The organism is Paenibacillus nuruki, from assembly GCF_001721045.1.
In the GTDB taxonomy this organism is placed as follows: domain Bacteria; phylum Bacillota; class Bacilli; order Paenibacillales; family Paenibacillaceae; genus Saccharibacillus; species Saccharibacillus nuruki.
The window spans coordinates 1-13943 of sequence record NZ_MDER01000033.1 but is presented as its reverse complement, the minus strand read 5'-3'; the positions used below and the strand labels follow the sequence as shown (position 1 = coordinate 13943).

The 13943-nt window shown below is 38.4% G+C and carries 13 protein-coding genes; 12 read left to right on the top strand and 1 reads right to left on the bottom strand.

Annotated features, from left to right (window positions below; all coding sequences use genetic code 11):
- Positions 1 to 39: 39 nt before the first annotated feature.
- The 12 genes from melA (at position 40) to cntE (ending at position 13436) form a co-directional block, all read left to right on the top strand.
- Positions 40 to 1341 (top strand): alpha-galactosidase, encoded by a 1302-nt coding sequence (gene melA, locus PTI45_RS08390; RefSeq protein WP_069327116.1) that lies wholly within the window; start codon positions 40 to 42, stop codon positions 1339 to 1341.
- The gene (locus tag PTI45_RS08385) at positions 1341 to 2300 is read left to right on the top strand and encodes a carbohydrate kinase family protein (protein ID WP_069327115.1); all 960 of its coding nucleotides are present in this window, start codon (positions 1341 to 1343) and stop codon (positions 2298 to 2300) included. The genes melA and PTI45_RS08385 overlap by 1 nt, the downstream gene beginning before the upstream one ends.
- Before the next feature lie 151 nt (positions 2301 to 2451).
- Positions 2452 to 3963, top strand: coding sequence for a right-handed parallel beta-helix repeat-containing protein (locus PTI45_RS08380; RefSeq protein ID WP_069327146.1), 1512 nt, complete (start codon positions 2452 to 2454; stop codon positions 3961 to 3963).
- A 244-nt stretch (positions 3964 to 4207) separates the two neighbouring features.
- A complete protein-coding gene (locus tag PTI45_RS08375) occupies positions 4208 to 5038 on the top strand; it encodes a histidine racemase CntK family protein (protein WP_069327114.1) in 831 nt (276 codons plus the stop codon).
- A gap of 36 nt (positions 5039 to 5074) precedes the next feature.
- A complete protein-coding gene (locus tag PTI45_RS08370) occupies positions 5075 to 5881 on the top strand; it encodes a class I SAM-dependent methyltransferase (protein ID WP_069327113.1) in 807 nt (268 codons plus the stop codon).
- On the top strand, positions 5874 to 7172 hold the full coding sequence (locus PTI45_RS08365; protein ID WP_139129232.1) for an opine metallophore biosynthesis dehydrogenase: 1299 nt from the start codon (positions 5874 to 5876) through the stop codon (positions 7170 to 7172). Before PTI45_RS08370 ends, PTI45_RS08365 begins: the two co-directional genes overlap by 8 nt.
- 13 nt (positions 7173 to 7185) lie before the next feature.
- Positions 7186 to 8799 (top strand): staphylopine-dependent metal ABC transporter substrate-binding lipoprotein, encoded by a 1614-nt coding sequence (cntA, locus tag PTI45_RS08360; protein WP_425415573.1) that lies wholly within the window; start codon positions 7186 to 7188, stop codon positions 8797 to 8799.
- Between the two features lie 46 nt (positions 8800 to 8845).
- Positions 8846 to 9778, top strand: a complete 933-nt coding sequence (opp1B, locus tag PTI45_RS08355) for a nickel/cobalt ABC transporter permease (RefSeq protein WP_139129231.1) — start codon at positions 8846 to 8848, stop codon at positions 9776 to 9778.
- Positions 9779 to 10651 (top strand): staphylopine uptake ABC transporter permease subunit CntC, encoded by an 873-nt coding sequence (gene cntC / locus PTI45_RS08350; protein WP_069327111.1) that lies wholly within the window; start codon positions 9779 to 9781, stop codon positions 10649 to 10651. It begins immediately after the preceding gene.
- Entirely contained in the window at positions 10648 to 11454 is an 807-nt protein-coding gene (cntD, locus tag PTI45_RS08345) for a staphylopine uptake ABC transporter ATP-binding protein CntD (protein WP_069327110.1), read from the top strand. The genes cntC and cntD overlap by 4 nt, the downstream gene beginning before the upstream one ends.
- Complete coding sequence (locus PTI45_RS08340; RefSeq protein WP_069327109.1) at positions 11454 to 12200, top strand: ABC transporter ATP-binding protein; 747 nt, start codon at positions 11454 to 11456, stop codon at positions 12198 to 12200. The genes cntD and PTI45_RS08340 overlap by 1 nt, the downstream gene beginning before the upstream one ends.
- A gap of 33 nt (positions 12201 to 12233) precedes the next feature.
- Complete coding sequence (gene cntE / locus PTI45_RS08335) at positions 12234 to 13436, top strand: staphylopine family metallophore export MFS transporter CntE (protein ID WP_069327108.1); 1203 nt, start codon at positions 12234 to 12236, stop codon at positions 13434 to 13436.
- A 107-nt stretch (positions 13437 to 13543) separates the two neighbouring features.
- Here cntE and PTI45_RS24100 read toward each other — a convergent pair.
- Positions 13544 to 13943, bottom strand: a 400-nt coding sequence (locus tag PTI45_RS24100; RefSeq protein ID WP_175425149.1) for a hypothetical protein, incomplete at its 5' end; no start/stop codon positions are given.

Sequence of the window (13943 nt, the reverse complement as noted above, 5' to 3'; positions counted from 1 at the left end):
TATTCCATCATAATCGACATACAGAGAGGGCGAATTATAATGACAAAAATATCTATTATTGGTGCAGGTAGTGCTTTTACACAGGATATCACTACAGATATCTTGAAAATAGAAGGAATCGATGGAGGAACAATCGCTTTAGTCGATCTTGATGCAAAGCGTCTAGATATTGCTCGTCGTATGGTCGAAAAGTTAATCGAAATGACAGGTAATCGTTGGAAAGTTATCGCTTCTACCGATCGACGTGAAGTCATTGGAGGCTCTCAATTTGTAATTAATCAGATTGAAGTCGGTGGACTGCAAAATGTAAGGTACGAGTATGAGATTCCTCTTAAATACAATGTAAATCAGTGTATAGGAGATACGCTTGGACCCGGTGGTTTGTTCAAAACGTTGCGCACGCTCCCAAGCTGGATCGATATTGTGAGAGATATTGAAGACCTTGCTCCTCAGGCAACCATTTTGAATTATACGAATCCGATGTCAGCAGTCACCTTACTCACTTCACGGATTACAGAACTTCCGGTAGTCGGTCTATGCCACTCGATTCAGAACACATCCAGTCAATTAGCAGAGTATGCAGATGTACCTTACAACGAATTAGAATGGCGAGCAGGTGGTATTAATCATATGTCATGGTTCGTTGAACTCAAGCATAAAGGTCAAGACTTGTACCCTGTATTACTGGAAAAGATAAAAGACGAAGAGTTACTGCGTCAAGATCCTGTGCGCTTAGACGCAATGAAATACTTAGGTGCTTTTGTATCTGAATCCAGCGGACACTTTTCTGAATATATTCCTTATTATCGCAAACGTCAGGAATTAATTGATCAGCACTGCAATACAGGATATAACGGTGCAACAGGATTTTATGCAGATAACTGGCCCATCTGGAGAAAAGAAAACGATGAGCGTATCTTGCAACAATTAGAAGGTACTTTACCTATCGAATTGAAAAATAGTAATGAGTATGCAGCGGTTATTATAGAAGCTATGCTGAAAAATGAACCTAAAGTGATCTATGGCAATGTACCTAACCAAGGGCTGATTCACAATTTACCGCAAAATGGTGTTGTCGAAGTGGCTTGTATGATTGATGGTAATGGAATTAATCCTTGTCAGTTCGGTAGTCTACCTGAACATCTAGCTGCTCTGTGTCGCTCGAATATGGCATTTTTTGAACTAGCTGTAGGTGCTGTACTCGGTAACGATAAAGAGATGGCACGTCATGCATTGATGTCTGATCCATTAACAGCAGCCGTATGTTCACTTGAAGAAATTAGCAATATGTTCGATGAATTATATGAAGTGGAACGGGAATTTATTCCGAATATGAAATAATGATGAAGACTAAAGCATCACATACCCCCGTTGCAAGTGTTGTTGTGGTTGGCGAATTGAATGTCGATATGATTTTAACCGGAGAAGATATTGTACCGGAATGGAATCGAGAAAAGATAGCTAATCAATTCGAAATCGTTTTGGGATCATCTTCAGCGATTACGGCTTGTGCACTCGTTAGTCTTGGCGTTGAAGTGACATTTGTAAGTGTAGTGGGAGCAGATTATTTTGGAGAATTTTGTATACAAGAATTACAGCGAATGGGTGTAAACACAGATCATATTCACATACGTTCAGATATCAAAACAGGAGTAACCTTATCATTTTCGACTTCATCTGATCGTGGCCTTGTCACCTATCCGGGAAGTATTCCATGTGTTACACCTGATATGGTAACAGAATCATTACTTCGTGAAGCTGATCATTTACACTTCGGTTCCTACTATTTGCAAGATCAGATGCGAGAGCATTGGTCAACCTTGTTTGCACAGGCACAGCAGCTAGGCGTAAGCACTTCTTTTGATACCGGTTGGGACATTCGTAATCTATGGGATCGTTCAGGAATCGAACAATTATTAACAACCACTAACTTGTTTATTCCAAGTGAAGAAGAGATATTGCATATATATAACACTTCACACATGGAAGAAGTTATTACCAAATTACCTGATCTTGTAGGCGATGTGATCGTAAAATTAGGTTCTCAAGGTTCTTTACTTGTTGATGCAACCAAGCAGCCGCTAACAATTCGCTCTTATCCGGTGACGCCTATTGATACGACAGGAGCAGGAGACTGCTTCAATGCCGGGATCATTTATGGATATTTACAAGGCTATCGAAGAGCTACTTTGTTAGAATTTGCAAATGCTTGTGGTGCGTTATCTACTCAAGGAGTAGGGGGTACAGGCGCTTTACCGACTTTACAGCAGATAGACCATATACAGATGAGTCATTCTTAACGTGTTTATTCTTTTAAAGGAGGTGAGCTTTTCATACTTATTCTGCTATACAAGGGGTAAGCAACAACGTTAATGTATCGCAATTCACTATTTCAGAGGAGCTGATGAAGAAGTGTTCAAGTCCATCAAAAAAGTAGTGCTAGGCGCAAGTATGGTGTTGTTAGTAACCACAGGTATTCAGTGGAATACTTCTCAAGCGGTAGCCGCAGAAACGCAATATTATGTATCCACCAGTGGTAGTGATTCTAATGCAGGAACATTGAGTGCTCCTTGGAAAACACTGCAACATGCCGCAGATGTAGCTACAGCGGGAAGTACTGTCTATATTCGTGGAGGTACGTATAATCAGAAGCTGAAAATCACCAAATCAGGCTCTTCTACGGGAGCTATCACTTTTAGCAACTATGCTTCTGAAAAACCTATCATTGATGGAACAGGATTAAGTGTTACAGGATTAGAAGGATTAATTGATATTCAAAATGCGGATTACATTACGATTCAAGGGTTAGAACTTAGCAATTACAAAACAGCGACTAAAGATTTGCTACCGATTGGTATCTATGTCCATGGTAAAGGAAGCAATATCAAATTACTCAATAACAAAATCCATGATATCAAAAGTACAGCTACACCTACATCTACACCAAGTGGAGACATCTGGTTAGGACGTGATGCTCATGGTATTGCTGTCTATGGAACCCAAGCTCCAGCTTCAATCAATAATCTGACAATCAGCGGAAATGAATTATATAATTTAGTCTTAGGTACAAGTGAAGCATTAGTTGTAAACGGGAATGTAGATACATTTTCAATCCTCAATAATACGATCCATGATGCAGACAACATTGGGATTGATGTGATTGGATTCGAAGGCAAGTCTCCAACAGTTGCTTATGATCAAGCTCGTAATGGATTGATTCAAGGTAATAAAGTGTACAATATTACATCTAATAATAATGTATCTTATGGTCCTGTACCTAATAACACTAACTCCGCAGATGGTATTTATGTCGATGGTGGGAAAGATACGATTATTGAGCGTAACTATAGTTACAACAACGATATCGGTATCGAAATTGCTTCTGAACATGCAGGCAAAGCAACCGACAATATTACAGTTCGTAGCAATATGGTCTATAAAAACCGCTTAACCGGTATTGCTATGGGTGGATACGATACAGGTCGGGGTTCAACGACTAACTCCAAAATCGTGAATAATACGCTGTACAAAAACGATACATTAGGTGACGATAATGGACAATTATTAGTACAATACGATACTTCCAATAATATTATCAAAAACAATATTATGGTAGCTGGTACTTCAAATGCTTTGATCACGAATCCGTATACCAAAAATTCAGGTAATGTCGTCGACTACAATTTGTACTTTGCTTCAGGTAGTAGTGATTCTACATTTTGGATTTGGAAAAACAAAGAGTATAACGGATTTGCAGCTTACAAATCAGGATCAGGTAATGATGCTCATTCTATCTTCGCAGATCCTAAGTTTGTAAATGTAAGTGCAGATAATTATCATATTCAGGCAACTTCACCTGCTGTAGATAAAGGATCAACCGATACAGCTATTATAGGAACTGCTGATATTGACGGGCAAAATCGGGTATCTGGTAGTGCAGTAAATATTGGAGCCGATGAGTAATTCGTATACCCAGTACCTATGATGTATCCATAGCAAAAAAGCGACTATCCGGTATAAAGAACCTATCCGGATAGTCGCTTTTTTTCATAATAACTATATCTTATACAGATGTATTTATTACATAATAAATTTCCTTATAGCATAATTATTTGTTGACACTATCAATATTTGTAATATATGCTTACAGATGATAATCGTAATTATTACTATTTAATAAAAGCATATATCGGAATGAGGGTGAACAATGAAGCAAGAGATCGATTTTGTAAAGTTTAGTCCTACACAAAATATGACTATCCTTGTAAAAACATGGTATCCACAACAGGATCATGCCCGTATTGCTGCGAACTTGATGTCTTATGATCATGTACATGCAGAACAGGTAGGTTTTATTCAGCAAGCGATTAGCCCTCATGCTGAAGCATGTCTACATATGGCAGGAGGTGAATTTTGCGGTAATGCCTGTATGTCTCTTGCAGTGATGCTCGCTATAGAGAAGAATATCGCCGATATGACAGCCATGCCTATCCAGATTGAAACGTCAGGCAATCATACACCTATCCAGTGTATAGTCACTCGAAAAGCAGGACAATATTATTGTCGTGTTAGAATGCCGGTGCCAGAACAGATTCAATACCGTACATTTCATAAAGATAAGATCTGGCAGACTACACAATTGAATTATCAGGATGCTGTTCATTTTGTGATTGAAATGCAGACATTCAGTACTACTCTACAGAAAGAAGCAGAATCATTTATTCGGATATTAGCAATAGAATATGATGTAAGCCTGATCGGTCTGTTATTGTATGATGCACAAACGGGCGAAATGGCTCCACTTATTTATGTACCAGCACTTGATAGTATCGTCTGGGAACGAGGTTGTGGATCAGGAACAGCATCGATTGGTGCCTATCTTGCTTGGAAACATCAAAAAGCAATAGATTGTGATATTAAGCAACCGGGAGGAACTATTCGTGTCACCGCAAATTATCAACATACGATCGTCGAACAAGTTGAGATTGAAGGCAATGTAGGTTTAGTGGCGCAAGGCAAAGCTTTTGTTAATGTGTAATACATGTAATTAGGATCATCTATTGGAGGGATAACAATGGAACAGTTACTCACATTTCAACAAAGTCTGATTGATTACTCACAGCAATTTGAACAAGCTATAGCTCAATATGATCATACGTTAGCCCATGATACACAGTTGCAGACGTTGATCGATGATTATTCAAGGTTCATTATTGATCCTTATCATAAAGAGCAGTGGGAACAATTACAGACCAGTGATATTGAAGCTTTAACACCTATAATCGATACACTGCGAATCCGATCTGCACGATGTGTAGCGATTATGGAGAAATATCGCGCGCTTCACCTTCTGGAAGGACAAGATGAGAAGACCGATTATTTCAAAAATATAGAATCGTGCATCGAACAAGAATTTGGCGGATTTCATGTGACGTCTTTATCCAAAGTAGTCATGATTGGCTCAGGCTCATTTCCAATGACACCTATGCTTATAGCTAGACGTACTGGAGCTAAGGTGGTAGGTATTGATATTGATCAAGAATCGATCGATCTGGGGCAAGCTGTTATTGATCGACTAGGATCTTATCTGGATATTGAGTTAAAAGCGGTTCCTGTTGAACAACTTGAGGGCTTACAAGAAGCTACGCATATTATTTTCAGTTCAACCGTTGCGGAAAAATACGATATTCTAGATCTATTATATCTATTAACAAATCAACAAGTGGTAGTGGCTATGCGATATGGAAATGGGTTGAAGTCATTATTTAATTTTCCTTCTCTAGCGACAGATCCACAAAAATGGCAACAAGTTGAGAATATTGTACATGCGGATCAAGTATTTGATATTGCTATTTATCAAAAGGGTGTAGATCATGAATAATTTTCAAAATGTATTGATTCTGGGTACAGGTCCTGTGGCAATTCAAGTAGCTGTTAATCTCAAGCAGCATTTACATAGTGTTGTAGCGATTGCAGGACGGCAGTCTTCACGTGCAGATCATGTGTATAAAGCTTTAGCGCAAAGTGATCAACATATATCTGTGCATATTCAAAATGAAAAACATCAATCAGTCGCAGGAGGATGTCGTATAGATCATGTATTTGCTGGGTACGAACAGATTACAGGACAATGGGACACCATTGTGCTGGCAGTGACTACAGACACCTATATTCAAGTCTTGCAACAACTGCAACCTGATCTATTGAAGCAGATCCAATGTGTACTTTTGATTTCTCCCACATTTGGCTCGGGCGATCTCGTCTCTGACTACATAAGTGCTTTTCAACCAGAGGCAGAGATTATCAGCTTTTCTACGTATTATGGAGACACACGTTGGGCAGGTGATGAACCTTCTCATCAAGTGATTACGACTGCTGTAAAGAAAAAAGTATATATAGGTTCTCAGACTTCATCTTCGTTGCGGGTTCAAGATTTACAGCGTATGTATCAACAATTGGGAATTCAAGTCCAAACGATGTCTTCACCACTGGAAGCAGAAACTAGAAATATCTCACTTTATGTTCATCCTGCACTATTTATGAATGATTTTTCCTTACAAGTTGTATTTGGTAGTCATAGTGTCCCCAAATTTGTATACAAATTATATCCGGAAGGTCCTATCACTCCACCATTGATTCGCAATATGCTGTCTCAGTGGAAAGAAGTGATGAATCTGCTACAGCAGATGGGGATTACAGGGATCAATTTACTTCAATTTATGGTGGATGATAATTATCCTATCGCTACAGAAAGTCTATCTAGAGAAGATATTGAGAACTTTATAGACTTAGAACCGATTCACCAAGAGTATCTCTTATATGTACGATATGCTTCACTATTAATCGATCCATTTTCAGAACCTGATTCAAAGGGAAGGTATTTCGATTTCTCAGCTGTGCCGATTCGGACAGTATTTACCAATAAAGAAGGGAAGCAAGACATTCCTCGAATGCCACAAGAAGACTATTATCGTATCAAAATGATTCAAGGATTCGCCAGACATACAGGTACACCTTGTCCTACGATTGATCAATTGATTCGTAATTATGAATATCATCTTCAGCAGTATATCGAAGCTCATCCCGAAGAACCGTTATCGACTGCTTTTCAAATTCATCATCATGATGAAGACTATAATCGGATTCAGAACCGAATTCAGACAACTCATTAAGGAGCGAAATCATTTGTTTATCACAACATTCAAATCGATCACTATATTGATGGTGTTAACCGTCATTTTAACAGCTTGTAATCCAGCCAAAGATCAACCTAATAATCAGGCAGAGACTGCTACAAAAAACATCACCTATGCGACTGCCAAAGATATCAATGATATGAATCCTCATCTTTATGCAGGATCAATGCCTGCTCAAGGAATCGTCTATGAATCTTTAGTCGAAAATACAGCAGAAGGGATCAAACCCCTATTAGCAGAATCTTGGGACGTATCACCGGATGGCAAAACCTATACGTTTCATTTACGTAAAGACGTCAAATTCCATGATGGTGAGCCTTTTAATGCCGAAGCGGTCAAGCAAAATATAGAAGCAGTACAGCGTAATTCAGAAAAGCATGCCTGGATCAAATTATCGACCAAAATAAAAGCATGTCGTGTAGTCGATGAATATACAGTTGAACTTGTACTAGCTGAACCTTATTATCCAACATTAGCAGAACTGTCTATGACTCGTCCTTACGTTTTTATTTCGCCCAAAGATTTTAAAAATGGAGAAACTAAAGATGGAGTCAATGGATATCATGGTACAGGCCCTTATGTACTGGCAGACCATCAACCCGAACAATATGCAACGTTCAAAGCCAATCCGAACTATTGGAATGGAACTCCAACCATCCCTATGATTACAGCTAAAGTATTACCCGCAGGAGAAACGACGTATCTAGCTTTGCAAAAAGGTGAAGTTAATTTCGCATTTACAGATGATCGTGGAGCAGACAGCGTAGATGTAGAAGCAGTAGAGCAACTGATTGCATCTGGAAAGTATCAACGGGTACAAAGTGAATCTATGAATACCAAAATGATCGTTGCTAATACGAGTCGCCAAGCAAGTCCAGTACATGAACAAGCTGTACGCGAAGCATTATGGTATGTAGTCGATCGGGAAACGATTAGTAAAGATATTATGGGAGGAACGGAGGCACCTGCGTATACACTCTTTTCAAAAAATGTAAATGATGCAGATATCCCACTGCAAGAACGGGCATATGACCCGCAAAAAGCAGCCTCGCTTTTGGATAGTGCGGGTTGGGTATCTACTGAGGGTACAGGTTCTCGTTCCAAAAATGGCAAACCACTCACAATGAAATTAGATTATGACAGCAATTCCTCTTCGCAAAAAATAGAAGCTGAACTGATCCAAAGCGCCGCGGCAGCTATAGGCATGAAGCTTGAGCTAACAGGAGAAGAATCAACATCGATTGCGAATCGTAGATCCACCGGTGAATACGATCTGTTGTTTAACCAGACATGGGGATTAGCCTATGATCCACAAAGTACAATTGCAGGATTCACTTCACAAAATGCTTATCTTTACGCCACTCAAGGTATACCTGAAGCTCCCAAGCTATATAAAACGATTGATCAGATTATGACGACGACGAATGAGCAAACGCGCCAGCAATTATTCACCGATGTACTTACTATCGTTCATGATGAGGCTGTTTTTATTCCAATTACGAACGGAAATATCACAGTAGTCGCACCTTCTGATCTCAAAGGCATTACATTCAAACAGACGCAATACGAACTTCCATTTGAACAGATGAGCTTTGAAAAATAAATATGCATTCTGATTGGAATTGAATACAAAGTAGAGGGGATTACGATTGAGTATTTATATTGTAAAGCGAATGGTATTAGCTTTTTTACTATTAATCATTATTTCTTTGATTACGTTTGCTTTTATTAACTTATCGCCTTTGAATCCAGCAGTTGTTGTTTTGCAAGCTCAAGGTATTCCTGATACTACCGAAGAACTGATTAGACAAACAGAGCAACAATTTGGTCTGGATCGTCCTTTTTTTGTCCGTTATCTGGATTGGGGGATGGCTTGTCTTCAATTGGACTTTGGGCATTCCTATGTAACCAATCAGCCAGTATGGTCTACGTTAGGACCTGCTTTTGTAAATACGTTCAAATTAACACTGGTTTCTTCGATAGCCATTATGATTGTCTCTGTGGTGCTAGGTGTGATCTGTGCATTACAAGTAGGAAAAAAAGTAGATAAAACGGTGCGCGGAATAGCTTTTATCCTTACAGCGATGCCTTCTTATTGGTTAGCCGCATTAATGATCTGGTATTTCTCTGTCAAATTAGATTGGTTACCGACCAGTGGGATGGATTCTTACCGTAGTTATATTCTGCCTGTGCTGATTATCACGATCAGTTATGCTGGTATCTATTTTAGAAATGTACGTAGTTCGATGCTCAGTAATATGAACAAAGATTATGTCTTATATGGACGTGCCTCAGGGTTAAAAGAATCTGTCGTTATGATGCACATTTTACGTAATTCGCTTCAAGTAGCGATATCGATTTTTTGTATGGCTATTCCTATTATATTAGGCAGTACAGTGGTTATTGAAAATGTATTTGCTTGGCCGGGGTTAGGTAGCTTGAGTATACGAGCGATATTAAGTAGAGATTTTCCTGTTATTCAAGCCTATGTGTTAATACTGGCTATTTCATTTGTCATATTCAATGCTATTTCTGACATGATCAACGCTGCAATGAATCCGAGATTAAGGAATGGTCTGTAAATGAATATATGGAGTAATCTACGACATGATCGGATCGGTATGCTGTCACTTGTTACTGTTATAGCTGTTATTGTTATAGGGATATGTGCACCTATTATTGCTCCACATGATCCGTTAACAGTGAATATGAGTCTTCGTTATAATGGATCGACATGGTCATACTGGCTTGGAAATGATCAATTGGGTAGATGTATTTTATCCCGACTGATCTATGGTATTCGTCCAAGTATTTTACTGGTGTTATGGATACTGTTGATCTCGATAGGAATCGGGACAGCACTTGGTTTTATAGCAGGTTATTTTAAAAGCAAAGTCGATGCTTGGATCATGCGTATATGCGATATCATGCTGTCTTTTCCGGGCTATGTGATGACACTCGCCATTGTCGGTATTCTAGGTGTAGGACTTGAAAATATAGTCATAGCTTTTATTTTGACCAAATGGGCTTGGTTTGCTCGGGTGATTCGTACGTCAGTTATGCAATATACCGAATTGGATTATATTCGATTTGCCAAAGCATCGGGTATTAGCAACTGGCATATTATACGTAGACATGTGGTACCTGTGACGTTTGCTGATCTAACTGTTATTGCTAGTAGTTCGATCGGGTCGATGATTTTACAAATATCTGGATTCTCTTTTCTAGGATTGGGTATTCAAGCACCTCATGCAGAATGGGGAATGATGCTTAATGAAGCTAGAGAAGTAATGTTCACTCGTCCAGAAATGATGTTAGCTCCCGGTATCGCTATTATCATTATGGTATCTGCATTTAACTTTTTGGCTGATGCTCTTCAAGTGGCGCTTGATCCTCGTCTGCATCAGTCAGCTTCTACCTATACATCATCTAAAAAGTGGCAGGTTCGGATATGAATATTCTTGAAGTGGAACAATTAAGCATATGGGATCAACACAGTGGGAAAGCACTGGTTCATGATAGTTCTTTTCAATTACGAAAAGGTAGTTGTCTAGCGATTGTAGGAGAGAGTGGTAGTGGTAAGTCTTTGACATGCCGTGCATTGACTCGCTTAAATCCTAAATCTTTGGCTCAATCGGGCAAGATTGTATTTAAAGGAATCGATCTGACGACTTTATCTGAAGCAGAAATACGGCAAAAAAGAGGCAAAGAAATAGCGATGATTATGCAAAATGGAATGAGCGCTTTTGATCCTTCCTGTGTAGTCGGTGTTCATTTTAGAGAAACACTAGGTCAACATTTGGGATGGAAACGTCGTGTCGCTGATGATCATATGATCAAAGCGATGGAGCGAGTTATGTTGCAAAAGCCAGTAGAGCTACTACGTAAATATCCGCATGAACTATCGGGAGGCATGTTGCAACGAATGATGATAGCGCTCGCTATCGTATTAGAACCAGACCTTATTATTGCAGATGAGCCGACAACAGCGCTGGATACCATTTCACAATATGAAGTGATCCAACAATTTCTGCTATTGCGTCAGACGATTGGAAGCTCTATGATTTTTGTTTCTCATGATCTGGGTGTGGTCAGGCAAATAGCAGATGAAGTCTTAATTATGCGTTCAGGAGAGATAGTAGAACGAGGAACAACTCATCATATATTTACAAATGCCCAGCATGAATATACTCGTTATCTAATGGCTACCCGAGCGACACTAAGTGATCACTTTCGCCAACTGATGGAGGGTTCTTAATGTTACAGATTGAAAATATAACCAAATCATATCACAACGGAATCATCGGATGGAAAAAGAAGCATCAGGTGCTTCACGGAGTGAGCTTTGCATGTGAAGCAGGAGAATCTTTAGGTATTATCGGAGAAAGTGGAAGTGGTAAATCTACATTAGTAAGAATGATATTAGGTATAGAGCGACCCGATCAAGGACAGATATTTTTACACGGAAAGTCTGTTGAATATCGTTCGACAAGGCGAGGTCAGATCAGCGCTGTATTTCAAGATTATACATCTTCGATCAATCCATTTTTTACGGTAGAGCGTGCAATTATGGAATCTGTCCATCTTCGTACTAACATAGACAGCAATTCAATATATGTTCTGGATTCATTACTAGAGCAAGTAGGCTTAAATGCTTCATTCAAAAAAAGGTACCCTCATGAATTATCCGGTGGAGAAGCACAGCGGGTATGTATTGCTAGAGCGATTGCTTGCAGACCACAATATCTAATTTTGGATGAAGCGATCAGTTCATTGGATGTATCTATTCAAGTACAAGTTCTTCAGTTACTGAAAGAGTTGAAAAATATCTACAATATGGGCTATGTCTTTATTACTCATGATATCCAAGCCGCTGCTTATATCTGTGATCGTATTATTATCTTTCGTCAAGGACAGATTGAAGAGATCATAAATACAGATCAATTAAGTCAGGTACAGTCGGATTACGGTCGTACTTTATTAGCGACATCGATTGTTTTATAAAAAGGCGTGTTTTGATCAAAGGAGGGGGAACCATTGACAGGAGCGATGTCTTGGCCATTTTTGCGATTATACATTTTAGTGTTGGGTTACTTTAGTGCCAATGCGATCTTAAATGTGATTATTCCACTTCAAGGAAATGCATGGGGTGCGACCAATACAACGATTGGGCTGATTATGGGAGCTTATTTATTAACCACCATGTTTTTCCGTCCGTGGGCAGGGCAGATGATTCAACAATATGGGCCTATTCGAATCCTTCGTTTGATTTTAATCATCAATGCTGTAGCTTTACTATTGTATACATTTACTGGGTTAAGCGGTTATCTAATTGCACGTATTTTACAAGGAGTATCTACTGCTTTTTTCTCAATGGCTTTGCAGATGGGAATTATAGATGCACTTCCTGAAAAAGATCGTTCGCAAGGGATCTCGTTATATTCACTTTGCTCTTATATGCCAGGTATCATTGCACCACTTTTAGCACTAGGTATCTGGCAAAGTGGCAATATGACTTATTTTACAATAACGATGATCGCTATTGCAGTCTTTACAGGTGTACTTGGATATACTGCGCGTATAGATACTAGACCCTCTACAGCAACTAAAGATTCTTCAGATCAGCGAACAGGAACAATCGGATCGCTCAAGCAGTTGATAACCAATCCTACTCTTTTTACATGTAGCCTGATGATGTTGACAGCTTCAGTTGTATTTGGGGCAGTAACAACCTTTATTCCGTTATATGCTAAAGAATTGACCGGAGGAAGTGCGGGAGTATATTTGATGATTCAAGCGGCAACTGTAGTGATTGCCCGATTTACATTACGCAAAAAAATTCCTTCTGATGGCAAATGGCATACTTCCTTTATTGTAGGCGCATTGCTATTATTAACGATCGCTGCGCAATTGATTAGTCTTTCTGTCATTATCGGTGCTGTTGTTCTATACATAGGAGCTATATGTATGGGAGTCGCTCAAGCGATTCTGTATCCCACATTAACCACCTATTTAAGTTTTGTTTTACCGACTCACAATCGTAATATATTAATAGGTTTATTTATTGCAACAGCTGATCTAGGGATGTCACTGGGTAGTATCATTATGGGACCTCTTTCAGGCGTGTTATCTTATTCAGGGATGTACAGCATTTGTACATTGCTTGGAGTGATGTTGATTGTGTTTACTTTATTGAAAAGGCGCACAATGGAAAGAGGGATCAATAATCTATTAAATTAATTTATCCTTTATTAAAAAAGTATATCGATAATTTAATTGAAATAAATAAAAAATAGTTAGTAGTGAATAAAGGGACTATTGTTGATAAAATAGTCCCTTTTATAATATTAATAATCATTATTTGTAGTACTATAAGAAATATTTTCAGATTTCAAAATTGCTTTTTTAAAAAACCATCTAAAATCAATTTCCCAGTTAAAATAAGATCTATTGGTAAGTAGGTTAGTCTCTATTTGGGAAAAACCTTCTCTTTTTATTTCTTCCTTCATGCTTTTAAAATTTTTATTGAGATTCTGGAAGCTTTTTTTTGCAATATACGATTTAAATCCAGGGTAGTAGTAAAAATCATTAACTATATAAAAATAAAAGGCATCTTGAAACTTAAATTTACTTTTAAGAGTATAATCTTTGAATATTTTATCGACAGCTAATAATATTTTTTTTAAAACTATAATATAATGATTTGAAATTTTTTTGTTTTTATCTAATATATAGATTGCTATAGAG